This window comes from Streptomyces morookaense (assembly GCF_013030945.1).
In the GTDB taxonomy this organism is placed as follows: Bacteria; Actinomycetota; Actinomycetes; order Streptomycetales; family Streptomycetaceae; genus Streptomyces; species Streptomyces morookaensis.
In genome coordinates, this window is the sequence record NZ_JABBXF010000016.1 from 186,685 (window position 1) to 210,875 (window position 24,191).

Sequence of the window (24,191 nt, forward strand, 5' to 3'; positions counted from 1 at the left end):
ATGCGTCGCGTCCATGCCAAGAGTCGTGCGACCGAGTATCAGGCCGGTCATGTCACCCCACAAGAAAACATCCGGTCGCCCGCGATCGCGCGCCACAGGCCCGCCGCCTTCGATTCCGCCCGGCAGCACCGGAGGTCACGGAGGTGCACACGCGTGGCAACTCCCGTACGTCCGGCTGCGATTAACGGACGGTGAGGGAGCGGGCTGTCCGATACCCGTCGTCCGCGTCCGCCGACCACGCCGGTCCGGCTGTGCATCCATGCGGCCTAATGTGCGGAAGTGGTCCGTCCGGCCCGGCGGAAGCAGGCCACCGCGGACGAGACCCCCAAGATCCTTAACCGGACTCCCGTGGTTTTCATCATATCGAGGGGAAGAACCGGAGCAGGCAGGGGCGTTGCCGCCCGTCCGCCTAGCGTGGCGTGCGAACCACCGGTCCCGGCGAAAGGCCGCGCACGCGATGGCGAACCCCTTCGAGCTCCCCCGCTTCTACATGCCGCACCCGGCACGTCTCAACCCCCATCTGGAGCAGGCCCGGGCGCACTCCAAGGCATGGGCCAGGGACATGGGGATGGTCGAGGGCTCGGGCATCTGGGAGGAGAGCGACCTCGACTCCCACGACTACGCGCTGCTGTGCTCCTACACCCACCCCGAGGCCCCGGCCGCGGAACTGGAGCTCGTCACCGACTGGTACGTGTGGGTCTTCTTCTTCGACGACCACTTCCTGGACGTCTTCAAGCGCACCCGCGACACCGCCGGGGCCAAGGCCTACCTCGACCGCCTCCCCGCCTTCATGCCGGTCGGCCCGGACGAGACGGCCCCGGAGGAGCCGGCCAACCAGGTCGAGGCGGGCCTGGCGGACCTGTGGGCGCGCACGGTCCCCGGCATGTCGGAGGACTGGCGGCGCCGCTTCCGGGAGAGCACCCGGCACCTGCTGGAGGAGTCCCTGTGGGAGCTGGCCAACATCAGCGCCGAGCGCGTCGCCAACCCCGTCGAGTACATCGAGATGCGGCGCAAGGTCGGCGGAGCCCCCTGGTCCGCCAACCTGGTCGAGCACGCGGTACGGGCCGAGGTCCCCGCGGTCATCGCGGCGAGCCGCCCGATGCGGGTCCTCAAGGACACCTTCGCCGACGGGGTCCACCTGCGCAACGACCTCTTCTCGTATCAGCGCGAGACCCAGGACGAGGGCGAACTGGCCAACGCCGTCCTCGTGTTGGAGCACTTCCTCGGCTGCCCGACGCAGGAGGCGGCCGACCGCGTCAACGACCTGCTCACCTCCCGGCTGCAGCAGTTCGAGCACACCGCGCTCACCGAGATCGGCCCCCTCCTGCAGGAGCACGGCCTCGGCCCGGAGGCCGCCGTCGCAGTCCTCACATACATCCGCGGACTCCAGGACTGGCAGGCCGGCGGACACGAGTGGCACATGCGCTCCAGCCGCTACATGAACGGCACCGCGCAGGGCGCCCTTCACCCCGCGACCCCGCTGCCCGCCGGCCCTCTCGGCCTGGGCACGGCGGCAGCGCGCATCGTCCCCTCCCTGATCGCCTCGACGCCGGTACGCCTGCGCAGCTTCAGCCATGTGCCCTTCCAGGTGACGGGCCATCTCCCGCTGCCGGATCTCCACATGCCGTACGAGGCCCGTTTCAACCCGCACCTGGAGCACTCGCGCCGGCACCTCGTGGACTGGTGCCACCGCACGGGACTGCTGGAGCCGCTGCCGGGCATCCCCGACTCCGGCCACTGGACGGAGGCGGAGCTCAGGGACTTCGACTTCCCCCTCTGCGCCGCGGGCCTGCACCCCAAGGGTTCCCCGGCCGCCCTCGACCTCGCCTCGGACTGGCTCGCGTGGGGGACCTACGGCGACGACTACTACCCCGCAGCCTTCGGCCGCACCCCCGGCGGAACGGCCGCGGCCAGGCTCTGCAACGAACGGCTCCTGACCTTCATGCCGCTGGACCTGCGCGCCATGCCGCAACCGCAGTACACCCTGGAACGCGGCCTGGCGGACCTGTGGTCCCGCACCGTGGGCCCGATGCCCGTCGAGGCGCGCCGCGAACTCCGCACCGCCGTCCAGGGCATGCTGGAGAGCTGGCTATGGGAACTGACCAACGAGATGCAGCACCGCATCCCGGATCCCGTCGACTACATCGAGATGCGGCGCAAGACCTTCGGCTCCGACATGACGATGGCCCTCAGCCGCTTCGAGCACCGGCTGCCGCCCGAACTGGTCTGCAGCCGCCCGGTCCAGGCGATGGAGAACGCCGCGGCCGACTACGGCTGCATGACCAACGATCTCCACTCCTACCAGAAGGAGATCCAGTTCCAGGGCGAGCTGCACAACGCCGTGCTCGTCGTGGAGAAGTTCTTCGACTGCGACCGCATGACGGCCCGTGACATCGTCGCCGACCTGATGAACTCCCGCATGCGCGAGTTCGAGCACGTCGTCGGCACCCAGCTCCCGGTGTTCTTCGAGGAGTTCGAGCTGGACGAGCGGGCACGGGCCGCGGTGGAGCGGTACGCGGAGGACCTGCAGAACTGGATGTCGGGAATCCTGGTGTGGCACCGGGAGTGCCGGAGGTACGGCGAGGCGGACCTGCAGCGGCACCATGGTGCACCGGCGATGCCGTCCGCCGCTCCGGGGCCGTTCGGGGTGCCGTCGGGGCTGGGGACGTCGGCGGTGCGGGTGGGGGCGGTGGGGCGGGGGTAGTCGGCCAGGGCCCAACGGCCCCGGAGAGGGGCCGCTCGGACCCGGTCCGGGCCGGGTCCGGTGCGGCATGCTGGCTGCGACCGACCGGAGGTTCCCGCTCACGGCCGCACCCGCGTCCGCCTGACCGATCCCTCAACCACCCGGCCCAGCAGGCACGGTGTGCGGCACCTCCGGTCGGTCGGCGCCCGGCCGCCTGTCAAGGCTCCCCCGTCCTCCCCGGCGGCCGGGCGTACAGGTCACCGTCCGCGAAGGGGCCGGGCCCTCACCGCTCCGTATGGTGCCCGTGCCACGGATGCCGCAGCCGCACCCACACGTCCCGGGCCCCGCGCCCGGCCTCCACCCGGCTGCGGGCCACGAGTTCGCGGGCCTTCTCCTCGCTCTCCACCATCGGCCCGGAGCCGCGCAGCGGGCGGCCGGCCGTCTCGTGCAGGAAGAACGCGGAGACGAAGCCGATGGCACCGGCCGCCATCAGGTAGTAGGCGGGGATCATCTGGTTGCGGGTGTTCTCGATCAGGGCGGACACCACCAGCGGGGTGGTGCCGCCGAAGAGCGAGACGGAGATGTTGTACGAGACGGACAGCGCCCCGTAGCGCAGCCGGGTGGGGAAGAGCGCGGGCAGGGTGGACGCGGCGGTGCCCGCGAAGCAGACCAGCAGCAGGGCCAGGATGAGGCAGCCGACGGCGGGCAGCACCGCGCCCTGGGCGCGGATGAGCAGCAGGGCCGGGATGGCGAGGGCCACGAGGGCGGCGCTGCCGGCCATGAAGACCGGCCGGCGTCCCCAGACGTCGGAGTAGCGGCCCACCGTGGTGATGGTGAGCGCGACGACGATCATGCTGCAGAGGACCAGCAGTTGCGAGGTGGTGGAATCCCGGCCGAGCGTCTCGGTCATGTAGGTCGGCAGGTAGGAAGTGACCATGTAGCTGGTCACGTTGTAGACCACCACCAGGCCCATGCAGATCAGCACCGCGTGCCAGTGCTTGGTGAAGGTCTCCTTCAGCCGCCCGTGCCCGGACTGCCGGGCTTCTTCGGCGTGTTCCTCGAGGGCCTGCGGGGTTTCGTCGGGGTCGTTGGCCATGCCGGCCGTGCCGACCGAGGCCGCGGCGCGGAAGGCGGGTGTCTCCTCCAGCCGCATCCGCATATAGAGCCCGATCAGGCCGAGCGGCCCGGACAGCAGGAAGGGCAGCCGCCAGCCCCAGTCGACCATGGTGCTCTCGCCGAGGGCCGCGGTGAGCGCGGTGACGAGCGCGGAGCCCAGCACGTATCCCACGAAGGTGCCGAAGTCGAGCCAGCTGCCCAGGAAGCCCCGGCGCTCGTCCGGGGAGTACTCGGCGATGTAGGTGGTGGCTCCCGCGTACTCGCCGCCGGTGGAGAAGCCCTGCACCAGGCGGCAGAGCAGCAGCAGAACGGGCGCGAGCAGGCCGACCGTCCCGTAGCCCGGCAGCAGGCCCACCGCGAAGGTGCTCACCGCCATCATGATCATGGTGGCCGCCAGCACCCGCTGCCGCCCGATGCGGTCGCCCAGCGGCCCGAAGGCCAGTCCGCCCAGCGGCCGCACCAGGAAGGCGGCGGCGAAGGTGCCGAAGGACGCGATCACCTGGATGCCGGGGGAACTGCCGGGGAAGAACACCTTGCCGAGCACGGCCGCCAGGTAGGCGTACACCCCGAAGTCGAACCACTCCATCATGTTGCCGAGCGCCGCCGCCGAGACGGCCCTCCGCACCTCGGGACGGTCCGTGACCATGACCTCCTCGATGCTCAGCGCACTCTTGCGGCGGCGCAGCGCGATGCGCACCAGCCGGTCGGTCGCGGGGGTGCTCTCCCTCGGCGACCTGACCTGACCGGGCCTCGGGGGCTTCCTGTGGTCGGCGTCCATATACCTATTCAATCCTTATGCGCGGTTTGGTGCTTTTTCTGGCCGAGTGAAACGGCCAGCCGCGCGCTTACCCGGGCGGAGCAGTCGCACGCTTCTCCCCCCACAGGTAAAATGCTCGTCCCGGCCGAAGGGGGCGAAGCGGCCATGACCGACTCGCAGTGGCGCCATATCGCGACGGGGATCGACGTCGTCTGCTGGCTGACGTTCCTGACCGTCTGGGCTCTCGGCGCGCTCTACAACGCCCGCCGTTCCCCGGCCGTGCGCAAGCGCGGGCAGCCGCTCCAGCGATGGAGCGTCCTCGCCGGGATCGTCGTGGCGGTGACGGTGAACTCACTGCTGCCGCACGGCACATGGGACCCGCTCACCGTGCACGTGCAGTGGCTGCGTGCCGTCGGCGCCGTCGTGCTCGTCGGCGCGACCGCCTTCGCGATCTGGGCCCGCATCCGCCTCGGTCTGATGTGGACGTCCGCCCCCGTGGCCAAACAGGGCCACGAACTGCGCACCGACGGCCCCTACGCGATCGTCCGGCACCCCATCTACACCGGCATCCTCGGCATGTTCATCGGCACCGCGCTGCTGATGCTCCTCGGCGGCTGGGTGGTGGCCGTGCTGCTGGCGGTCGTCCTCATGCAGTGGAAGATCAGCGTCGAGGAGAAGCTGATGACGGAGGCGTTCCCGGGTGCGTACGAGGAGTACAAGCAGCGCGTCCCCCGGGTGATTCCGCGCCTGCGACGGCGGCGAGCCAGTCCTCGACCGTGACGACGTCCGCCCACTGCGGGAAGAGTCTTCCGGTGAGGACCCGGTGCACCTCGGGGTCGGTGTCCAGGCAGGCGTCCGCCAGGACGGTGAGGCCGAAGTCCAGGTCGTTGGCCTGGCACAGGGTGTGCAGCACGACGCCGCTGGTGGAGAGGCCGGTGAGGACAAGGCTGTTGATGCCGCGCGCCCTGAGCACGACATCGAGGTCACTGCCCGAGAACGCGCTGGCCCGTCTCTTGGTGACCACGATGTCGCCCTGCTCGGGCGCGACGTCGGGGTGGATCCGGGTGCCGGGGGCGCCCTCGGTGAAGAGGCCGTCCCGTGCGATGGCGGTCAGCACCTTGTTGCGCGTACCGACTTCCGGGTGACCGGGCCGGAACCCGATGACCACGTAGATCACGGGGATGCCGGCCGCCCGGGCCCCGTCGATCGCCGTGCGCAGGCGCGGCAGGTATCCGGAGCCGTCGTCGACGATGTCCACGATGTCCTGTTGGACGTCCATCACGAGGAGCGCTCTGTCGGTCATGTGTGCCGTCCCCTCTCCCTTTTCATCCGGCAACAGGGGCAACTCTAGTGAGCCGACGCATCACCCTGTAGAGCTAGCCCGGCAGTTGGATGTGCCCCGGTGCCCCGCGTGACAACGTTCCGCCCGTGGACCCGGACAGCGACCAGGTGCTGTCCGACGACCCGGGGAGGGGCCATCACCACCACGCCGTTCACAGACCGAACCGCACTCTCGCGCCGCCGCATGCTGGGAGCCGCGCTGGCCGTCGGAGCCGCCGTGCCGCTCGGTGCCGCGCTCCCCGCATGGGCGGCACCGGCCACCGCCGGCCCGACGCAACTCACCCTGCCCGGACCCACCGGACCGTACCCGGTGGGCACAGTGGCACTGCACCTCGTCGACGCCTCGCGTCCGGACCCGGTGGCCGGGCCGGGTCGTCACCGCGAACTGATGGCCAGTGTCTGGTACCCCGCCCACGACACCCGGCGGTATCCGCAGGCCCCGTGGATGCTCGCCCGCCCCCTGCAGGAGCTCCTCGCCTCCGCGGGGTTCGAGCGGGACGCCGTCGCGGCGCCGCTCACGGCCGGCCACGAGGGTGCTCCGGTGCGGCGGACGGGCGGAAGGCTTCCCGTCGTCGTGTACTCGCACGGCGCGCACAGCCACCGTGCCGACCACACCGTCATGGTGCAGGAACTCGCCAGTCACGGCTACGTGGTGGTCACGGTGGACCACACGTACGACGCCATCGGCGAGTTCCCCGACGGCCGGGTCGTCGTCCCGCTCCGGGGCCCGAAGTACGCGTTGGGACCGGCGGACTTCGCCACGGACATCCGGTTCATCCTCGACTGCATCGAGGACCTCGACGCCGGACGCAACCCCGACGCCGGGCAGCGGCGGTTGCCCGCCGGACTGCGCGGGGCCCTCGACCTGCACCGCATCGGCATGTTCGGCTGGTCGAAGGGCGGCACGGCGACCGCCCGCGTCATGATCGACGACCGGCGCGTGCGGGCCGGGCTGAGTCTCGACGGCCCGATGCTGCCGACGATCACCGCCGACCTGGACCGGCCGTTCATGATGATGACCGCCCAGTTCACCCGGGCCGCGGAGCCCGCTGTCGCCGAGTTCTGGTCCCACCTGCGGGGATGGCGGCTCAACGTACAGGCGGCAGGCGCGATCCACAGTTCGTACGGCGACAACCAGGCGCTGATCCCGCAGTTGGCGAAAGTGGTCGAGATGACGGACGAGCAGCTCAGGGACTGGATCGGCACGCTCGATCCGGCCCGCGCGGTACGGATCCAGCAGGCGTACCCGCTCGCGTTCTTCGACCTGCATCTGCGGCACCGGCGCGGGCATCTGCTCGACGGCCCGGCCGCGGCCTTCCCGGAGGTGGCGTTCCTTCCCTAGGGGGAGAACAGGCGCTTCAGTCCACCCACACGCGCACCAGGCATCTCCGGGCACCCGGTTCGGGCGCGTCGGTGAAGGCCGTACGGCCGTGCAGCACAACGGTGTTGTCCAGCCAGAGAAGGTCTCCCGGCTGCAGGGGAATGCGCAGGACCGTGCGCGGGTCGGACAGGATCCGGTCGACGGCGTCGAGGGCTGCGCGTTCATCGGGGGTCAGGGGCGCGCCGGCTTCGTGGTGGGCGCGTTCGATCCCGCGCCTGTTGTAGTGCACGCGCAGGCCGGCGCCGTGCCGCTGGAAGACGGGGCGGCGCCGGTCGAAGCCGGGGCCGCGGCCGAAGTGGAAGTCCCGGCAGAGGCGGGGCAGGGCCCAAGGGTGGTCGCCGAGCAGCCGGTTGTGCACGGTGTGGCCGCTGGCCAGCAGCGTGTCCCCGCCTTGTGCCGCCTGCCGCACGCACAACAGCCCCAGCACTCCGGGCGGTCGGGGTGCCGGGGTGCGGTCCGTGTGCAGGCCCAGGGCGAGGTCGGTCTTGCCCAGTCCGGCGTTGTCGGCCACGGTGACGAAGTCACCGGGGTCCGCCGGCCTCGGCATGCCCAGCGACGCGGCGAGTTGCCGGCACATCGCGGCGCACTCCTGGTCGGTGCGGCCGGCCACCGGGCAGCCGCGGATCACGGCGAATCCGCGGCCGTGCCGCAGGCGTCGGGCGACATGCGCGGCCAGGTCCGCCAGGGCCGCGCCGGGCGGCCATGGGAGCAGCCAGTCCGCCTCGCCGAGGGCATGTCCGTTCCAGGCCGTGGGTCCTTCGACCGGGGCGGGCCGGGTCATCTCCCCACCTTTCCGCGGCAGCAGGCTGCCGACAGGTTCGGTCACCGTCCAGGAACATACCCGGCGGAGGAGGCCGGGTGCCGCCCCGATGCACCCGGTTCCCGCGGACCGGGGACGCGGTGGATCGCCGTGCCGGTTCCGGTGAGCGGGAGGCCCGTGGCACCGTGCCGGGCGGCGACGATCTCCGCCGCGATGGACAGCGCCGTCTCCTGCGGTGTACGGCCGCCCAGGTCCAGGCCGATGGGCGAACGCAGCCGGGCCAACTCGGCATCGCCGACGCCCGCTTCGCGCAACCGCCGGACGCGGTCGTGATGGGTGCGGCGCGACCCCATCGCGCCGACGAACGCGACCGGAAGGCGCAGGGCGTCCCGCAGCAGCGGCACGTCGAACTTGGCGTCGTGCGTGAGGACGCACAGCGCCGTCCGTGCGTCGACGGCGGTGCGGCGCAGATAGCGGTGCGGCCAGTCGACCACGACGGCGTCCGCCTCGGGGAAGCGTGCCGCCGTGGCGAACACGGGGCGCGCGTCGCACACGGTGACGTGGTAGCCGAGGAACTTGCCGACCCTGACCAGCGCCGCCGTGAAGTCGACCGCCCCGAAGACGATCAGGCGCGGCGGCTCCGTGCCCGACTCGACCAGGAGCGTCACGCCACCGGGGCAGTGCGCCCCGTCCTCCGACAGCTCGACGGTGCCGGTGCGGCCCGCGTCGAGCAGTGCACGTGCCTCGGCCGCGGCCGTCCGGTCCAGTTCCGGGCGGCCGCCGAGGCCGCCCTCGGCGCTCCCGTCGGGCCGGACGAGCAGCATTCCGCCGAGGAGTTCGGCCGGGCCCCGGACGACCCGGGCCAGGGCCACCGCCTCGCCTCCGGCGGCAGCCGTCAGCGCGCGGGCGAGCACGGCGCGGCCCGATGCGGCCGCGGGACACGGAACGGCCACGACCTCAAGAGTGCCGCCGCAGGTCAGGCCCACCGCGAAGGCGTCGTCGTCGCTGTAGCCGAAGCGTTCCCGGAGCACCGTCCCGTCCTGGAGCGCGCGGACGCACAGGTCGTACACCGCCGCTTCCACACAGCCCCCGGAGACCGAGCCGACGGCCTCGCCCCGGCCGTCGACGGCCAGGGCGGCGCCGGGGCCGCGCGGGGCGCTGCCGCTCACGGACACGACGGTGGCGACGGCGAAGTCCCGCCCTTCGGCGGCCCATCGGGCCAGTTCCTCAGCTATGTCCAGCACGTTCCTGCTCCGGTATCAGGACGCGGTCGGGCCGGATCGGCAGGTCCCGGTGGCGTACACCGGTCGCGTGCCAGACGGCGTTGGCGACCGCTGCCGCGGAGCCCACGGCGCCGATCTCGCCGATGCCCTTGATCCCGACCGGGTCGTCGGGGTCCGGGTCGTCGAGCCAGTCCGCCTCGATGGCGGGGACGTCCGCGTGGGCCGCGTAGTGGTAGCCCGCGAGGTCGGCGTTGACCAGGGCGCCCGAGGCGGCGTCCCGGATGCCCTCCTCGTGCAGGGCCGCGGACAGGCCCCAGATCATGCCACCGGTCAACTGGCTGCGTGCCGTCAGCGGGTTGACGATCCGGCCCGCGGCGAAGATGCCGAGCATGCGCCGAACGCGGATTTCACCGGTGCCCGGGTCGACGGCCACCTCGGCGAACTGGGCCCCGTACGCGTGCCGTTCGGCGGCGGCGAGGGCGCGCACCGCCTGCTCCGTGTCGGAGCGCACGGTGAGGCCGTCCGCCGGAACGGCGGCGCCGAGGGCGAGGCGCTCGCGCAGCTCGCGGGCCGCGAGCTGGATCGCCCAGCCCCAGGAGCGGGTGCCCATGGAGCCGCCGGCCAGCCACGCGTTGCCGAAGTCGCTGTCGGCGATGAGCAGGCGGACGCGGGAGGGCTCCACGTCCAGCGCCTCCACGGCGAGTTGGGTCAGGGCGGTACGCGCCCCGGTCCCGATGTCGGCCGCGGTGATGCGCACGGTGAAGGTGCCGTCCGCGTTCGCCGTGACGGCGGCCGTCACCGGGAAGACGCCCGTGAAGAAGGACGCCGCCGCCGTGCCGGTACCGATGAGCCAGCGGCCGTCCCGGCGCACACCGGGCCGCGGGTCACGTTCGGCCCACCCGAACCGGCGGGCGCCTTCGGCGAAGCAGTCGAGCAGGCGGTGCCCGGCGTAGGGCAGTCCGGAGACGGGACCGACGGACGGTTCGTTGCGGGCGCGCAGGGCGATCGGGTCCAGGCCGCACCGCTCGGCCAGTTCGTCGAGCGCGCACTCCATCGCGAACGACCCGGGGGCCTCGCCCGGCGCACGCATGTAGGTCGGGGTGGGCACGTCGAGAGGGAGCACGTTGTTGACGGTGCGGTGGCCGTTCGCGTCGTACATGGTGCGCCCGTACGCGGCGCTCGGTTCGACGAACTCGCGGAGCGTGGAGGTGGCGCTGAGCGCCGTGTGCTCCAGGGCCCGGAGCCGGCCGTCGGTGCCGGCACCGAGCCGGACGCGCTGGGCGGTGCGGCTGCGGTGGCCGATGAGCGAGAACATCTGCGGCCGGGTGAGCGCGATGCGGACGGGACGCCCGAGCAGGTTCGTCGCCATGACGGCGAGGATGAGGTGCGCGCGGACCTGGGCCTTGCTGCCGAAGCCGCCGCCGACGTGCTCGGACCGCAGGTGGACCGAGGCGGGGTCGAGGCCGAAGAGCTGGGCGAGGTCCTGTGCCGTCGCGTACGCGCCCTGGGTGGTGTCGACGACTTCGAGCCGGCCGTCGTCCCAGTACGCCATGGCCGCGTGCGGCTCCATCGCGTTGTGGTACAGCTCCGGGGTGCTGTAGTGGGCGTCCACCACCACGTCGGAGGCGGCGAGTTCGGCCTCCACGTCGCCCTTTTCCGCGCGGCCCGGCCCCGCGGGCGACGCGTCCGGCGTGTAGGCGGCGGGGTGTCCGGGGCGGAAGTCCACGTCGTGCGGCTCGGTGTCGTACGTGACGACGAGCGTCTCCGCGGCCTCCCTGGCCTGTTCGGGGGTCTCGGCCACGACGCAGGCGACCGGCCAGCCCGCGTGCGGGACGCGGTCGTGCTGGAGGATCTGCGTGGTGGCGTCGGGCCCGAAGGTTCCGGCGAAGTCCTCTTTCAGACGCGGCGCGTTGCCGTGGTGCAGGACCGCGAGCACGCCGGGCATCTTCAGGGCGGGAAGGTCGTCCACGGAGGCGATGCGGCCGCGGGCCACCGTGGACGTCACGATCCAGCCGTGGGCGAGTCCGTCGGCGGGGAAGTCGGCGGCGTAGCGGGCCGCGCCGGTGACCTTGTCGCGGCCTTCCAGGCGGACGTGCGGCGTGCCGACGGCCCGGGGGGCGAGTCCGGTGGTCGTTGCCGGTGTCATCGGGCTGCCTCCTCGGCGAGTTCGGTCAGGACGCTGACGGCCAGATTGCGCATGAGCGGCAGCTTGTAGCCGTTGTGCGGTAGGGGCCGGGCGGCGGCGAGTTCGGCGTCCGCGGCGGCCGCGAACGCCGCGGCGTCGGCCGGGCCCCCGGTGAGGGCGCGCTCGGCCTGCCGGGCCCGCCACGGGCGGGAGGCGACGGCGCCGAAGGCGAGACGTACGTCGTGCACGATGCCGTCGCGGATGTCGAGGGCGGCCGCGAGCGAGCCGATCGCGAAGGCGTACGAGGCGCGTTCGCGCACCTTGCGGTAGCGGGAGGCGGCGGCGACCGGGGCCGGTGGCAGGACGACGCCGGTGATCAGCGCGCCGGGCGGCAGGGCGGTCTCCAGCTGCGGGTTGCTGTCCACCGGACGGTAGAACTCGGCGAGCGGCAACTCCCCCGGCCCGTCCAGGGTTTCGTAGACGACGACCGCGTCGAAGGCGGCCAGGGCCACCGCCATGTCGGAGGGGTGGACGGCCACGCAGTGCGGGGAGGCGCCGAGGACGGCATGGTTGCGGTGCTCACCCGTGAGAGCGGCGCAACCGCTGCCCGGGGAGCGCTTGTTGCACGGCGCGGCGGCGTCGGTGAAATAGCCGCAGCGGGTGCGCTGCAGCAGGTTCCCGCCGACGGTGGCCATGTTGCGCAGCTGCCCCGAGGCACCGGCGAGGACGGCCTGCGCCAGCGCCGGGTAGCGGCGGCGCACATCGGGGTGTGCGGCCAGGTCGCTGTTGGTGACGGTCGCGCCGATGCGCAGGCCGCCGTCGGCGGTGGGCTCGATCCGGCCGAGGGGGAGGTCGCGCAGGTCGACGAGGAGCGCGGGCCGCTCGATCCCGTTCTTCATCAGGTCGACGAGATTGGTGCCGCCGCCGAGCGGGCGGGCCCCGGGCTCGGCGGCCAGCAGGGTGAGGGCACCGGCCATGTCGGCGGCGCGCTCGTAGCGGAACTCCCTCACGCCGACACCGCCTTGGCGGCCTGGGCGACGGCCCGGACGATCGCCGGGTACGCGCTGCAGCGGCACAGGTTGCCGCTCATCCGCTCGCGGATCTCGTCGTCGGTGAGGGCGGGCGGGCCGGCCTCGGGGCGGACGTCGGCGGTGGCGGCGCTCGGCCAGCCCGCCGCGTGCTCGTCCAGGACCGCGAGGGCCGAGCAGATCTGGCCCGGGGTGCAGTAGCCGCACTGGTAGCCGTCGAGTTCGAGGAACGCCTCCTGCACCGGGTGCAGTCGGCCGTCCTCGGCGACGCCCTCGATGGTGGTGACCGCGCGACCCTCGGCCGCGACGGCGAGCTGCAGGCAGGCCACGGCTCGGCGGCCGTCGAGCAGCACGGTGCAGGCACCGCACTGCCCGTGGTCGCAGCCCTTCTTGGTGCCGGTCAGGCCGAGGTGCTCGCGCAGCGCGTCGAGCAGGGTGGTGCGGTGGTCGACGGTGAGGGTGCGCGGTTCTCCGTTGACGTGCAAGGTGATGACGCTGGACGTCGATGCGGTCATGAACTGCCCTTTTCGGCGTGAGGGGTTCGCACTGCGACGGCGATTGCCACTAGAGTGAACTCAAACGGACGGTTGTCCGGAAAATTGTCCGAGTCTCCGAAGTTAGCGGACAGTTGTCCGCTCAGCAAGGCTTGCCGGACCGGGAACGAACCGAGGGCGAGGGACGCACGTGCACACGACGGTGACACAGCCCAACGAGGAGCCTCTGCCCAGGCGTTCGGACGCCCTGCGCAACCGCGAGCGCATCCTGGAAGCGGCCCTGTCCGAGCTCACCCGCTCCCCCGCCGTCCCGCTCAGCACGATCGCGAGGAAGGCAGGCGTCGGGCAGGGCACCCTCTACCGCAACTTCCCCGACCGCGAGTCGCTCATCCTCGAGGTCTACCGCTTCGAGGTGCAACAGGTTTTCGAGGCCGCCCGCCACCTGCTGGACACCCGGCCGCCCGAACAGGCCCTGCGGGAATGGCTCGACCGCCTCGCCCAGTACGCGTCGGCCAAGGCAGGGCTGGCCGACGCGATGCGCGAGTGCACCCGCGCCCCCGCCACCCCGGCGCGCTGGGGCCACTCACCGGTCACGGCGGCCGTCGAACTCCTCCTGGAGGCCAACGAGTCGGCCGGCACGATCCGTCCCGGCGTGACCCCCGACGACTTCCTCCTCGCCATAGCCGGCCTGTGGCACATCGGCACGCACGACGACGCCCACGAGCGCGCGCGGCGCCTCTTCGACCTCGTCACGGCCGGCCTGCGGGCGGGGGCGCCGGGCCCACAGCCGACGCACTGCCCCAGCGGTTCTCCCACCGGTCGTCCTACCGGTCGTCCGCAAGCCTCCGCTCCAGGTAAATACCCGTGAACACGGCAACCTTGGCCCGCAGCACCCAAGGATCGAAGGGCTTGCCGATGTAGTCGACGGCGCCCGCGGCGTAGCCCCGGGCGGAGTGTTCGGGGTCCGCGCCCATGGCGGTGAGGAAGATGATGGGGACGTCACGGTTGCGGGGGCGGCGTTTGATGTGGGCGGCGGTCTCGTAGCCGTCCATGTCCGGCATCTGGACGTCCATGATGATCACGGCGAAGTCGTCGTGATCGAGCAGCGCCTTGAGCGCCTCCTGGCCGGACGAGACCGCCACCAGCTCCTGGTCGAGGGTGGACAGGACGGCGGTCATGGCCAGCAGGTTGTCGGACTGGTCGTCGACGACGAGGACCTTGGGCATGGCCTGCGGCGTCGCCGCAGGCAGGGAACCGGCGGTCTGCCGCGCCTCCTCGACGGCCTGCAGCTGCCGTTCGAGCAGGGCGCACCGCTCCTCGGCGTCCTCGCGCTGCTTGTGCGCGGCGTGCAGGTCGGCCGACAGCCGGGCGACTTCGCCCTGCAGCGCATCGCGTTCGCGCAGCAGCTCGGTGACGTCGGGGTTGGCGGCGGCCAGCCGGTCGGCCCGCTCCCGCTCCGCGCCCCACTCCGCTTCGAGCTGGCTCAGGCGGACCTCCAGGTCCGCGATGCGGTGCTTGCGGTCCAGCAGAGCGTCGCCCAGGGCATCGCCGCGTGCCGTGGAACGGCGCGAGACCCGGTCGGCTTCTGCGAGCTGCTGTTCCAGCACCTCCACGGCGTGGCGCGGGGAGGCACTCGTCTCGACCGCGGCCCGGTGCAGGCGGCGGACGAGCTCGACGGCCTCGGGGGTCGCGGCCGTGCCGCGGTGCTCGGCGACGTCGGTGAGCAGGTCCATCACCACCTCCCACGGCGGGACGCGGGTGCCGTTGAGATAGCGGGAGAAGGTGCCGGCATCACGGAAGCGCCGCGCCGCATATCGGCGTGCCGACACGTCGAGGCCCTCGAACAGCTCCCGCAGGGCCAGCGCCAGGGCCCGGGATTCGGGCGTGAGTTCCGGGGCCAGCGGCCTGAGCTCACCCACGGTCGTCCCCTGACGTCCGCAACGCCCCCGGCTCGCGGCCGGCGGCATCAGGAGCGATCACCTGGTTGGCCACCGGCAGGGCCCCGCCCGCAGCGGCGAACCCGCACAGCACGCAACGCGCCGGCCCCTCCCCCGCGAACGCCGACAGCAGGCCGACTGCCGCTCCGGCCAGCACTGCGAGTAACAGCACCAGCGTCGCTCTCGTCGACAGCAGGGAACGGTCCATGGCTCCTCGGCTCCTCTTTCGGCACCTGATCGGAAGGTGAGCCACAGGATGGTGGGAAGCGAAGCCGTTGCGCCAGGCGAACGGCCAAACGGCAACACCGACTGCTGCTGTTGCCAGGTGAGTTGGCAACAGCAGCCCTCCGAGCACTCGTCGCTGTGCGAACCGGCCGGGCCGGTAGTCGCCGGCCGGCTGCTGGAGGATGACGTTCAGCCCGCCCACACCTCGCCCGTGACGCCGCCGGCCGCGGGGGCTTCCTCCGGTGACGTGCGTCTCCCCCTGCCCCCGTCCGGCGCTGCCGGCTCGCCGCCGTGGGAGGCCCGTCAACTCCTGCCGAAAGCCGCCGAGTTGAGGTTCGGACAAGCCTTGTGATTTTGTTCAACAATCCTCTACGCTGCCGTACCCGGCGGCCGTTTCGCCGCCCTCCACCCCCTCACCTCCGCGAGGTGCGCATGGGAACCATCGCCCCACGCCCGCCCGGACCGCAGGCGTCCGCAACACCGGCCGAGGCGCGCGCGGCCTTCCGGGCCGGCACGGCCGTGCCCACCGCCGGCTGGGCCGACGGCCGGACGCAGGCCAACCTGATCGCCGTACCGCAGGACTGGGCCTACGACGTCCTGCTGTTCGCCCAGCGCAACCCCCAGCCCTGCCCCGTCCTCGACGTCACCGGGCCCGGCGTCCCGCACACCCCGCTCGCCCCCGGCGCCGACCTGCGCACCGACCTGCCCAGGTACCGGGTGTGGGAGGACGGCCGGCTCGTGGCGGAACCCACCGACGTCACCGGCCTGTGGGGCGACGACATGGTGGCCTTCCTCATCGGCTGCAGCTTCACCTTCGAGGCGACCCTGAGCGCGGCGGGCATCCCCCTGCGCCATATCGAACAGGGCCGCAACGTCTCCATGTACGTCACCAACCGCCCGTGCCGGCCCGCCGGTCGGCTGCACGGCCCCCTGGTGGTCTCCATGCGGCCCGTCCCCGCACGGCAGGTGGCCGAAGCCCGTCGGCTGACCGCCCTCATGCCCGCCGTCCACGGCGCACCCGTGCACGTCGGCGACCCCGCCGCGATCGGCATCACGGATCTCGGCGCACCGGACTTCGGCGACCCGGTCGAGATCCGCAGCGGCGAGGTCCCCGTCTTCTGGGCCTGCGGGGTGACGCCCCAGGCCGCTCTCATGGCCTCGGCCCCGCCGTTCGCCATCACCCACGCTCCCGGGCACATGTTCATCACCGACGCGAGGGACTCCGCGTACCGGCTGCTGTGAGCGCCGTAGGACGGAAGTCCCAGCCGGAGATCCGCACAACGCCGGTGCCGCGGTCCGGCCGCCGGCTGGAAGGGTGGTGATCGTCCGTACCCCCAGCCGACCCCGGGAGATCATCGTGGAGCCCTCGTCCGGCCGCCACCCGGCCACCCCCGACCCCTCAGGAGCCCTGCGGCTGATGGAGGAGGCCTTCGGGTTCCTCCATTCCGCCGCGCTGCGGGCCGCCGCCTCGCTCCGGCTCGCGGACCGGCTCGCCGACGGACCGCGCACCGCCGCCGAACTCGCCGCGGACACCGGCACCGACGGCGCCGCGCTGCAGCGGTTACTGCGTCATCTGGCCTCGCGCGGCGTCTTCCGGGAGGACGACACGGGCGCGTTCGGGCTGACGCCCGCCGGGCACGCCCTGCGCACCGACGTCCCCGGATCGCTGCACCCCGCGGTGCTGCTGCTCACCGACGACATGTTCCTGCACTCCTCGGCCGGCCTCGCCGAGACCGTGCGCACCGGGGAATCCGCCTTCCCCGGAGTCTTCGGCACCCCCTTCTTCCAGCACCTCGAAGCCGACGGCGCGGCCCGGGAGGTCTTCGACGCCGGGATGGCGGCCTTCTCGGGTCCGCTCGACGACGTGGTCGCGGCCGCGTACCCGTTCCCGGAGCGGGGCACGGTGGTGGACGTCGGCGGAGGACGGGGCGGCCTGCTGCGGGCCGTGCTGCTGCGCCACCCCGGCCTGTCGGGCGTCCTCTTCGACCGGGCCGCCGCGGTACGCGAACCCCTGCTCGCCACGCAGGAGTTGACGGGTCGCTGGCGGGCCGAGCCCGGGGACTTCTTCGCCGCCGTCCCCGACGGCGACGTCCTCCTGCTCAAGCACGTCCTGCCCGACTGGAGCGACGAGGACTGCGTCCGCATCCTGAACTCCTGCCGGCGGGCCCTCGCCCCGGGCGGCCGGGTCCTGGTCGTCGACGCCGTCCCGCCGCCGGGCAACGCCCCGCACCCGGGCAAGGACCTCGACCTCCTGATGATGACCGCCCTCGGCGGCAGCACCCGCACCCCGGCCGAACTCGACGCCCTCTTCGCCCGCTCCGGACTGCGCCACATCCGCACCCTGCCGACACCCGGCTTCGCGTCCATCGTGGAGGCGGCCGCGGACTGAACCCGTCCCACGCCTTTCCGCTTTTCCGCCGAAGGGCCGTCACGGTGAATGCGGTGGTCGGAGAGGGTGAACGTGACGGACCGGACGCTGCGCAGACTTGGCCGGCGCCGGCGCTCCCGGTAGCAAGGCCGGAAATTCACCAATCGCGAGCGTCAGGACCACACAGTGAAGAGAACCAGTCGCACGAAGACGGCGGCCACAGGTCTTCTCGGCCTGCTTCTGGTCGGGGGCACGGCGTCGCCCGCCATGGCCTGGGGACGCTGGCCGGACGGCGGCGCCGAAGGCAATACGTACGTCCGGATCTCCTCCGGATTCTCCTGCGAAGGCAGGGCAGCCCGGACCTGCATCAACGGAGCCGTGAACAGCGGCAACACCAGCAATGCGCAGAACGTCCGGCTGGTCGGAACGCCCAGCAGCAGCGGCAGCCCCGTGAACAACAGCGGCTCCGTCAACTCCGGTTCGTCCGTCACGGGCTCCTCGTCCCGCAGCTCCAACCACCTGGAGCACACCGGCGGGGGCGGCAGCCAGTACCTGTGACCCGATGCCCTCGGCCCCCGGTCGCCCGGGGGCCGAGGCGTTCGTCCGGCGCCTCCTAGGGAAAGACCGGGTGACCCAGCGAGGTGTCGTTGCTGCTGTTGGACCGCGGACCGTTGACCTCGTTGAGGGCATTGGTCGAGCCGGCGGCGGACTTGATGTTGCCGCTGTCCACCGGGTTTCCGTGGTTGAGGAAGTTGTTGCTGTCCACGCTGTTCCCGCTGTCGACCGGACCGTTGATGCACGGGTGCGGCGAGTGGTTCCTCGGCGAGTTGTAGTTGTACTCGACCAGACGGTTGTTGCAGACCACTCCGGACACCATTTCGGTGACGGTGCCGAGATCCGCGCCCACCACGGCGCCCAGCAGGGAGCCGGGGGGATTCGTCGGCGTCGTTGTCTGCGCCTGCGCGATGCCGCTGCCGAACAGCACCAGACCGCATACCCCGGTGAGGGTCACCGCGTGCCCAAGTCTTTTCACGACGCTCCTTGCCGGTCCGCCCGTCGGTCCCAGACGTATGGTGCTGTGCCCGCCCCCGCGCGGTCCCGGCAACTCCGCAGGAGGCCAAACGCTCGCGGACCATATTCAGCCGGACGGCCCAACCGCCGGCTCATTCCGGGCCGGCTGCCGTGACGGAGGGACCGCGCCGGAAGTCACCGGGCGACTGCCCGGTGGCACGCGTGAAGAACTTGCCGAAGTTGGCCGCCTCGGTGAATCCCAGGCGCCGCCCGATCGCAGCGGCGGACAGGTCCGTGTGGACGAGCAGCCGCTTGGCCTCCAGCGCCACCCGGGCGTCGATCACGGCCTTCGCGGACATCCCCGCTCCTTGGCGACAGGCCCTGGTGAGGGTCTTCGGCGTCGTGTTCAGGGCGGCGGCGTGGGCGGCGACGGACCGGTGATCGGCGTACGTCTCCTCCAGCGCGGCCCGGAACCGGGCGAGGAGTTCGGCCGCCCCGGCCGGGGCGGGCCCGCGTTCGGGGCCCGGCAGCAGGGCGATCCTCAGCAGCAGGGCCGTGAGCAGGTGCCGCAGCAGCTCGGTGGCCGACTGCCGCTCGTGCACGGCGTGGGCGGCGGCGATCAGGTCGGTGTGCAGGGCGAGTTCGGCCCGGTCGGGTCCGGACACCTGCCAGTGCGCCGGGCCATGGGGGTCGTCCACCAGACCCCGGGCCGCGGAGGGCGACGGAAAGTCCGGGGTGAAGAGGACGAGCCGGGCCTGCATCCCCGCCTCGGGGGCGTACCGGTGGACCTGGCCCGGGCGGATCCACAGCAGCGTGCCGGGCCGGCACTCGTGCCCGGCGAAATCGATCATGTGGGTTCGTGGCCCAGTTCCTCCTGCCGTCCGAGAGCGCGCGCCCCGTCCTGACGTACCTGTACCTGGGTCTCGCGGCGGTCCTGCCGACCCGGCGGTGGCGCCTGGCGGCACCGGCACTCCGGGCGATCGGCGGCGCGGACGGCTCAGGAACAGCTACTGCTGCTGCAGCTGGAAGAGGAGCAACTGCTGGAGGAACAACTGCTGCTGGAACAGCTCGACGAACTCGAACAGCCGGAGCCGCCCCCGTGGCCCGAGCCGCAGCCGGATCCGCTGCCGGAGTCGCAGGAGGCTCCGACGACGACCGTCGAGCAGGAGGAGACTGACGACGAGGAACCGTAGGCACTCGCCCGGCGGCGCCGGGCGGCACGACGTGCGGCTTCGCTCTGCTCGGCGGCCTTTTCGAACTGCTTGCGCAGACCGTCGTCCGTCATAGCCGTGAATCCGCGCACGGCCACGACCCCGGCAAGGCCCTCCGGGTGCACTGCAGGATCCAGTTCCCGCCACGGGCCCTTCGCCACCAGGTCCCGGGCCACGGCCCGGCCGCGATCGGTGTACGGGATCCATCCCTTGCCGGGGCGGCACGTCACCTGTACCACGATTCCGGCGATCACCAGGGGCAGGAGGATCAACGGCGCAGGGTAGGAGCGCGGGTTGAGCAGGATCAGGAGCGTGATGAAGCCCGCGGCGAAGAGCCCTGCCCGCTGGACGGTGACCATCCGGCGCCATATGCGCCACGTCTTCGCCGTCAGCAACAGTCCTTGCTTCACCAGCGAGTCGTGCACGGCCTCCAGGGCATGGTCGCGCCGTATTGCACTGCGCAGCGTGCGCAGACTCCTGCTCCAGGTGGCGCAGTGCTTCAACAACGCGCGTTCCACGGCGTTGCGGGTCATGGGTTCGACCACCATGACCTTGTCGTTCTTCACCGTGATGCGTTTGTCGTCGTACATCCTGGTGATGACGGCGTCGGCGACCCGGCCCGCGCCGCCGCGCAGGTAGGCCGCTTCCACCAGGCTCGGCTCGGGTTCGAGGAACCCGGCACCCCGCGCCCGCCACCGCAGCCGCACCAGCCATGCGGAAGGGACGAGCAGGCACAGCAGTGCCACGAGAGCAGCGATGATCATCGGTCGGTTGCCTTTCGTTCAGCGCGCGGCACGCGTCAGCCGCAGTACCGTGGCCAGGCGGTGCAGGAGTCCGGGGCGCGGGGGCGGAGCCGTCCGCTCCGCCACCCAGGCGGCGAGGCGCCGGCGCCGGTCCGGTTCGGGGACGGCGCCGGGCGTGCTCAGCAGTGCGCGGGCGAAGTCGAGCGCATCACGGCGGTAGCCGTCGGTCATGGGCCGTCCCTGTGCATGGGCGAGGAAGAGGCGCCGGAAGTCCCGGCCCAGGATCTCGCGCAGTTCGGGGGCCGTCCTGGCCGCCACCCCGGCCCGTTTGTCGAGCAGCGCACGCCGCTGTGCGCCCACCCGCCCGGGGTCGAAGCCGGCCGGCGGCGGTGCGCCGGCCACGAGGGAGGACAGCAGCGCGGACTGCGCCCGGGCGAGCCGTTGCCGGGCCGCCGTGGTGCCGGGGTCAGACACGCCGAGGCGCTCCCCCGGCCGCCACCACGGCCCGTATCGCGTCGAGTTCGGCCGACAGCACGCTCGCCTCGGGGAAGTTGTCGTCGCGCTCCAGCAGGACGCCGGGGGGCGTGGCCCGTTCGCAGAGCGCGGCCAGGATCTCCAGCACCGGACGCGGTACCGGATGGGCGTGGCTGTCGTGCCACAGGCCCTCGCGCTCGAAGCCGCCTGCCACATGCACGTACGCGATGGCCTCGACGGGCAGTTCGGCCAGGACGGCCGCGGGATCCTCGCCGCGGTTGACGTGATTGGTGTGGAGGTTGGCGACGTCGACGAGGAGCCGCACGCCGGTCCGCTCCACCAGTTCGGAGAGGAACTGTCCTTCGGTGAACTCCTCGTCCGGCCAGGCCAGGAAGGCCGCGACGTTCTCCAGGGCCAGGGGGACCGGGAGCACGTCCTGGGCGATGCGCACGTTTTCGCAGAGCACGTCCAGGGCGTCGCGGGTGCGGGGCACCGGCAGCAGGTGCCCGGCCTCCATGCGGGGAGCGCCGGCCCGGACGAACGCGATGTGCTCGGTGACCAGGGGCGCCCCCAACGCCTCGGCGCGCTCGGCCAGTTCGACCAGGCGGCCGAGGTCGGGGCGGTCGGCGCCGCCCAGGCCGAGGGAGACGCCGTGCGGGACGACGGGCGTGCCCCGCTCGCGCAGCCTGCCGAGGGAGTCGGGAAGGTGGCCCGGGCAGATGTTCTCCGCCACGACCTCCACCCAGTCGACGCCCGGCATCCCTTCGACGGCTTCGGCGATCTGTGGCCGCCAGCCGATGCCCGTCCCCAGCACTTTCATGATCCCGCCCCTCGTGCTCCCCCGTGGCGCCCGGCGCCCTGTACGGAGAGTCATTCCCTCCCCGCACTTTACTAACCCTTGACCGAGGGGGTGAAACGGGATCCGTGTGTGATCTTTGCTTCCGGGACCTTCCGCCGGTTCCGGTCCTCCTCCCGTCAGGCGACGGCGGCCCCCGCCTCGACCAGGTCCGCGTGGTGGCGGCGCGCGACCTCGGGGTGCGCCCGGAGCCAGCCCTTGATCTCGTTGCGGCCGTACTCGGCGAACAGCGGGTTGGCCGCGTCCTGGGTGACGCCGGGGGCGCGGTCGGCGTACGGGAACGGCACCGGAGCGATCCGGGCGTCCAGCCGCGGGTTGTAGAAGAACGGGACCGAGAAGCGCTCCCGCTGTCCGGGCGGGCTGACCACCCGGTGGTTGGTGGCCTTGAGGTAGCCGTTGGTGGCCACTTCGAGCAGCTCGCCGAGGTTGACGACGAAGGCGCCCGGCAGCGGCGGCACGTCGATGAAGGTGCCGTCCGGGTTCTCCACCTGGAGGCCGCCGACCTGGTCCTGCAGCAGCAGGGTGAGGAAGCCGTAGTCCTTGTGGGCGCCGACACCCTGCCCGGCACCGTCGGGGGCGCTGCCGGGGTAGCGGACCATCTTGAGGTGCAGGTGCGGGCGCTCGGCGAAGGCCTCGTCGTAGAAGTCCGCCGGGGCACCGATCGACGCGAGCAGCTCGTGCAGCAGCTGCCGGGCCACGGAGCTGAGCCGGTCGATCCAGTGCAGGGCGGTGGTGCGCAGTTCGGGCAGGGAGGCGGGCCACTGGTTGGGGCCTTCCAGCCACCAGTAGCCGGGCTCGTCGCCGGCGGGTATGTGCGGGGTCCGTTCGGCGCCTATGTCGAGCTGGTCGCGCCAGTCCCGGCTGCCACCGGTGCGCTCGTCGCCGATGCGCGTATAGCCGCGGAAATGAGGGGAGTTGAGGTTGCTGATGGCCAGCCGCTCGGCCTCGGGCAGGGCGAAGAAGGCGCGCAGGGCGCTCATCAGTGCATCGGTCTCGGCGGGGGTGATGCCATGGCCGGTCAGGTGGAAGAAGCCCACGTCGCGGGCGGCGGTGTGCAGCGCGTCGTGGAGGCGTGCGCGGGCGTCGGGCCCACCGGAGGCGGCGGAGAGGTCGATGACGGGAAGCTCGTTGATCATGGGGTGTCCCACAGCGTGAAGGCCCGGTCGCACCCGGTGGTGACCGGGTGGCCCGCGGAGCCGCCGCAGGTGTGCGGAAGCGCGGGGGCCGGGAAGCGGCTAGGAAAGCAGGAAAAGCTGGCAGAGCTCGAAATACAGGAAGAGCAGAAGGCAACGGCCAGAGGGGCCGGCAGGCAGCGTGAAGTGTCAGGCGGAGCGGCGACAGGACATGGTCGTGACGCGGACGAAGTCCACGTGGCGGCGCTTGACGAGCAGATTCACATCCCTGAGGGTAATACGTCCGCGCCACGGCGGAAGCCCCGGGAACGGGTGGGGACCGTCACACCTCCCGTTCAGCCCCTCCCCTTGTCGACCACCAGCGTCCGCTCGTAGTGCCTCATCTCCTCGATGTCGCCGGTGAACGGCCGGATCTCCGCGAGGAACGGCGGGAAGTGCGGACCGCGCCGGAACCCGTTCTCGTGGTCCTCCACCGAGGTCCATTCGATGCGCAGGACGTAGCGCTCGGGTTCCTCCACTCCGCGGGAGAGTTCGTAGCCGAGGCACTGGGGTGCGGAGTACAGGTGCTGCACCGCTGTCGCATACGCCTTCTCGAAGGCGGTGCGGCGCTCGGGGTCCGCAATGCGGTAGCGGACGTATTCGACGGTCATGGGTGCGCCTCCATCGGGTCCACCGGATTCGGCCGGGACGGGCCCCAGCATGGCGAAACCCGCGGTCTCTTGTCGCCATCCGTGGCCGAACGGCCCGGCCGGACACGCCCGATGGGACACACTGCGCCGAACCGGCGCGCGGGGCAATGGGTCGAATGAGTGAAAGTCCGGAACTTCTTAATTTGCCCGGAGTTACTCAGTTCACTTCCCAGTGGGAAACGCTCGATCGATCGAAAGGCTAGAGAAGTGCTCAAGAAGGTACTCGCCACGGCGGCCCTGACGGCTACCGCGGTCGGCACGATGGCCGCCCCGGCGATGGCCATCGGCAACGACACCGACGTTGCCAACGCGAACGGCGCCAAGACCGGTTACGGCAACACCAAGACCGGGGGCCAGGAGAGCCCGCAGATGAGCCTGATCCAGGGCACGCTCAACAAGCCTTGCATCGCCATCGGCAAGGCCGAGATCCAGTCGCTCATCGGCCTGATCAACATCGGTCTGCAGGACATCCCGATCCTCACCTCGCAGCAGCAGCAGCAGTGCACCGACAACTCGACGATCAACGACGGCGACGACGCGCTGTCGCACATCCTGGACGAGATCCCGATTCTTTCGGGCAACGGCTCGGCCAACGGCTGACGATCGCGGTAGTCGGACGGAATTCCCCCCCCCCCC

Annotated in this window: 22 protein-coding genes and 1 pseudogene; 8 read left to right on the forward strand and 15 right to left on the reverse strand. The window is 72.0% G+C overall.

Features of this window, described 5'->3' with window-relative positions:
• The first annotated feature begins 457 nt into the window (after positions 1 to 457).
• Entirely contained in the window at positions 458 to 2,704 is a 2,247-nt protein-coding gene (locus HG542_RS09725) for a terpene synthase family protein (protein WP_171079707.1), read from the forward strand.
• 262 nt (positions 2,705 to 2,966) lie between these two features.
• On the opposite strand, the gene proP is transcribed toward HG542_RS09725, so the two are convergent.
• Entirely contained in the window at positions 2,967 to 4,577 is a 1,611-nt protein-coding gene (gene proP / locus HG542_RS09730; protein ID WP_171079708.1) for a glycine betaine/L-proline transporter ProP, read from the reverse strand.
• A 144-nt stretch (positions 4,578 to 4,721) separates the two neighbouring features.
• Here proP and HG542_RS09735 point away from each other — a divergent pair, with 144 nt between their 5' ends.
• Positions 4,722 to 5,336 carry a methyltransferase family protein gene (locus tag HG542_RS09735; protein ID WP_171079709.1) on the forward strand — a complete coding sequence of 205 codons (615 nt, stop codon included), beginning with the start codon at positions 4,722 to 4,724 and terminating at the stop codon, positions 5,334 to 5,336.
• Here HG542_RS09735 and HG542_RS09740 read toward each other — a convergent pair.
• Positions 5,218 to 5,859, reverse strand: coding sequence for a cysteine hydrolase family protein (locus HG542_RS09740; RefSeq protein ID WP_171079710.1), 642 nt, complete (start codon positions 5,857 to 5,859; stop codon positions 5,218 to 5,220). The two genes, HG542_RS09735 and HG542_RS09740, sit on opposite strands and share 119 nt — an antisense overlap.
• A gap of 222 nt (positions 5,860 to 6,081) precedes the next feature.
• Between HG542_RS09740 and HG542_RS09745 the strand changes: the two genes are divergently transcribed.
• Positions 6,082 to 7,239 (forward strand): alpha/beta hydrolase family protein, encoded by a 1,158-nt coding sequence (locus HG542_RS09745; protein WP_171079711.1) that lies wholly within the window; start codon positions 6,082 to 6,084, stop codon positions 7,237 to 7,239.
• Positions 7,240 to 7,255: 16 nt separating this feature from the next.
• On the opposite strand, the gene HG542_RS09750 is transcribed toward HG542_RS09745, so the two are convergent.
• Genes HG542_RS09750 through HG542_RS34500 form a run of 5 tightly spaced genes read right to left on the reverse strand, consistent with a single transcriptional unit; the run spans position 7,256 to position 12,929 of the window.
• Positions 7,256 to 8,059: a TauD/TfdA family dioxygenase gene (locus HG542_RS09750; RefSeq protein WP_171079712.1), complete on the reverse strand. Its 804-nt coding sequence runs from the start codon at positions 8,057 to 8,059 to the stop codon at positions 7,256 to 7,258.
• A gap of 41 nt (positions 8,060 to 8,100) precedes the next feature.
• On the reverse strand, positions 8,101 to 9,282 hold the full coding sequence (locus HG542_RS09755) for an XdhC family protein (protein ID WP_171079713.1): 1,182 nt from the start codon (positions 9,280 to 9,282) through the stop codon (positions 8,101 to 8,103).
• Positions 9,266 to 11,407: a xanthine dehydrogenase family protein molybdopterin-binding subunit gene (locus HG542_RS09760; RefSeq protein ID WP_171079714.1), complete on the reverse strand. Its 2,142-nt coding sequence runs from the start codon at positions 11,405 to 11,407 to the stop codon at positions 9,266 to 9,268. The genes HG542_RS09755 and HG542_RS09760 overlap by 17 nt, the downstream gene beginning before the upstream one ends.
• Positions 11,404 to 12,396, reverse strand: coding sequence for an FAD binding domain-containing protein (locus tag HG542_RS09765; protein WP_171079715.1), 993 nt, complete (start codon positions 12,394 to 12,396; stop codon positions 11,404 to 11,406). The genes HG542_RS09760 and HG542_RS09765 overlap by 4 nt, the downstream gene beginning before the upstream one ends.
• Positions 12,393 to 12,929 (reverse strand): (2Fe-2S)-binding protein, encoded by a 537-nt coding sequence (locus HG542_RS34500; RefSeq protein ID WP_171079716.1) that lies wholly within the window; start codon positions 12,927 to 12,929, stop codon positions 12,393 to 12,395. The genes HG542_RS09765 and HG542_RS34500 overlap by 4 nt, the downstream gene beginning before the upstream one ends.
• 169 nt (positions 12,930 to 13,098) lie before the next feature.
• Here HG542_RS34500 and HG542_RS09775 point away from each other — a divergent pair, with 169 nt between their 5' ends.
• Positions 13,099 to 13,776, forward strand: a complete 678-nt coding sequence (locus tag HG542_RS09775; RefSeq protein WP_308438049.1) for a TetR/AcrR family transcriptional regulator — start codon at positions 13,099 to 13,101, stop codon at positions 13,774 to 13,776.
• On the opposite strand, the gene HG542_RS09780 is transcribed toward HG542_RS09775, so the two are convergent.
• Positions 13,733 to 14,827 carry a response regulator gene (locus tag HG542_RS09780; protein ID WP_171079717.1) on the reverse strand — a complete coding sequence of 365 codons (1,095 nt, stop codon included), beginning with the start codon at positions 14,825 to 14,827 and terminating at the stop codon, positions 13,733 to 13,735. The two genes, HG542_RS09775 and HG542_RS09780, sit on opposite strands and share 44 nt — an antisense overlap.
• A complete protein-coding gene (locus HG542_RS09785; RefSeq protein WP_171079718.1) occupies positions 14,820 to 15,053 on the reverse strand; it encodes a hypothetical protein in 234 nt (77 codons plus the stop codon). The genes HG542_RS09780 and HG542_RS09785 overlap by 8 nt, the downstream gene beginning before the upstream one ends.
• Positions 15,054 to 15,502: 449 nt before the next feature.
• Between HG542_RS09785 and HG542_RS09790 the strand changes: the two genes are divergently transcribed.
• The 3 genes from HG542_RS09790 (at position 15,503) to HG542_RS09800 (ending at position 17,996) form a co-directional block, all read left to right on the forward strand.
• On the forward strand, positions 15,503 to 16,312 hold the full coding sequence (locus HG542_RS09790) for a putative hydro-lyase (protein ID WP_171079719.1): 810 nt from the start codon (positions 15,503 to 15,505) through the stop codon (positions 16,310 to 16,312).
• 76 nt (positions 16,313 to 16,388) lie between these two features.
• Positions 16,389 to 17,459: a methyltransferase gene (locus HG542_RS09795; RefSeq protein ID WP_229922589.1), complete on the forward strand. Its 1,071-nt coding sequence runs from the start codon at positions 16,389 to 16,391 to the stop codon at positions 17,457 to 17,459.
• A 165-nt stretch (positions 17,460 to 17,624) separates the two neighbouring features.
• Positions 17,625 to 17,996, forward strand: coding sequence for a hypothetical protein (locus HG542_RS09800; protein ID WP_227725701.1), 372 nt, complete (start codon positions 17,625 to 17,627; stop codon positions 17,994 to 17,996).
• A gap of 55 nt (positions 17,997 to 18,051) precedes the next feature.
• On the opposite strand, the gene HG542_RS09805 is transcribed toward HG542_RS09800, so the two are convergent.
• The 6 genes and pseudogenes from HG542_RS09805 to HG542_RS09830 all read right to left on the reverse strand — a co-directional run bounded on the left by HG542_RS09805 (position 18,052) and on the right by HG542_RS09830 (position 23,516).
• Positions 18,052 to 18,471: a hypothetical protein gene (locus HG542_RS09805; protein ID WP_227725700.1), complete on the reverse strand. Its 420-nt coding sequence runs from the start codon at positions 18,469 to 18,471 to the stop codon at positions 18,052 to 18,054.
• 130 nt (positions 18,472 to 18,601) lie between these two features.
• On the reverse strand, positions 18,602 to 19,420 hold the full coding sequence (locus HG542_RS09810; protein ID WP_308438050.1) for a helix-turn-helix domain-containing protein: 819 nt from the start codon (positions 19,418 to 19,420) through the stop codon (positions 18,602 to 18,604).
• Positions 19,421 to 19,446: 26 nt separating this feature from the next.
• Positions 19,447 to 20,424, reverse strand: a complete 978-nt coding sequence (locus tag HG542_RS09815) for a TIGR04222 domain-containing membrane protein (protein WP_171079721.1) — start codon at positions 20,422 to 20,424, stop codon at positions 19,447 to 19,449.
• 18 nt (positions 20,425 to 20,442) lie between these two features.
• Positions 20,443 to 21,697 (reverse strand): annotated as a pseudogene (locus tag HG542_RS09820) (MbnB/TglH/ChrH family RiPP precursor modification enzyme).
• Between the two features lie 155 nt (positions 21,698 to 21,852).
• Entirely contained in the window at positions 21,853 to 22,869 is a 1,017-nt protein-coding gene (locus HG542_RS09825; protein WP_171079722.1) for an isopenicillin N synthase family dioxygenase, read from the reverse strand.
• A gap of 332 nt (positions 22,870 to 23,201) precedes the next feature.
• The gene (locus HG542_RS09830; RefSeq protein WP_171079723.1) at positions 23,202 to 23,516 is read right to left on the reverse strand and encodes a putative quinol monooxygenase; all 315 of its coding nucleotides are present in this window, start codon (positions 23,514 to 23,516) and stop codon (positions 23,202 to 23,204) included.
• A 246-nt stretch (positions 23,517 to 23,762) separates the two neighbouring features.
• On the opposite strand from HG542_RS09830, the gene HG542_RS09835 reads away from it, so the two are divergent.
• On the forward strand, positions 23,763 to 24,155 hold the full coding sequence (locus tag HG542_RS09835; protein WP_171079724.1) for a rodlin: 393 nt from the start codon (positions 23,763 to 23,765) through the stop codon (positions 24,153 to 24,155).
• Positions 24,156 to 24,191 lie beyond the last annotated feature (36 nt).

Bases quoted from the DNA above. Each gene is read 5' to 3' on its own strand.
- HG542_RS09790 (WP_171079719.1), top strand. From the start codon at position 15,503: ATGGGAACCATCGCCCCACGCCCGCCCGGACCGCAGGCGTCCGCAACA.
- HG542_RS09750 (WP_171079712.1), bottom strand. From the start codon at position 8,059: ATGACCCGGCCCGCCCCGGTCGAAGGACCCACGGCCTGGAACGGACAT.
- HG542_RS09760 (WP_171079714.1), bottom strand. From the start codon at position 11,407: ATGACACCGGCAACGACCACCGGACTCGCCCCCCGGGCCGTCGGCACG.
- HG542_RS09735 (WP_171079709.1), top strand. From the start codon at position 4,722: ATGACCGACTCGCAGTGGCGCCATATCGCGACGGGGATCGACGTCGTC.
- HG542_RS09785 (WP_171079718.1), bottom strand. From the start codon at position 15,053: ATGGACCGTTCCCTGCTGTCGACGAGAGCGACGCTGGTGCTGTTACTC.
- proP (WP_171079708.1), bottom strand. From the start codon at position 4,577: ATGGACGCCGACCACAGGAAGCCCCCGAGGCCCGGTCAGGTCAGGTCG.
- HG542_RS09815 (WP_171079721.1), bottom strand. From the start codon at position 20,424: ATGATCATCGCTGCTCTCGTGGCACTGCTGTGCCTGCTCGTCCCTTCC.
- HG542_RS09740 (WP_171079710.1), bottom strand. From the start codon at position 5,859: ATGACCGACAGAGCGCTCCTCGTGATGGACGTCCAACAGGACATCGTG.
- HG542_RS09745 (WP_171079711.1), top strand. From the start codon at position 6,082: ATGCTGGGAGCCGCGCTGGCCGTCGGAGCCGCCGTGCCGCTCGGTGCC.
- HG542_RS09825 (WP_171079722.1), bottom strand. From the start codon at position 22,869: ATGATCAACGAGCTTCCCGTCATCGACCTCTCCGCCGCCTCCGGTGGG.
- HG542_RS34500 (WP_171079716.1), bottom strand. From the start codon at position 12,929: ATGACCGCATCGACGTCCAGCGTCATCACCTTGCACGTCAACGGAGAA.
- HG542_RS09725 (WP_171079707.1), top strand. From the start codon at position 458: ATGGCGAACCCCTTCGAGCTCCCCCGCTTCTACATGCCGCACCCGGCA.
- HG542_RS09830 (WP_171079723.1), bottom strand. From the start codon at position 23,516: ATGACCGTCGAATACGTCCGCTACCGCATTGCGGACCCCGAGCGCCGC.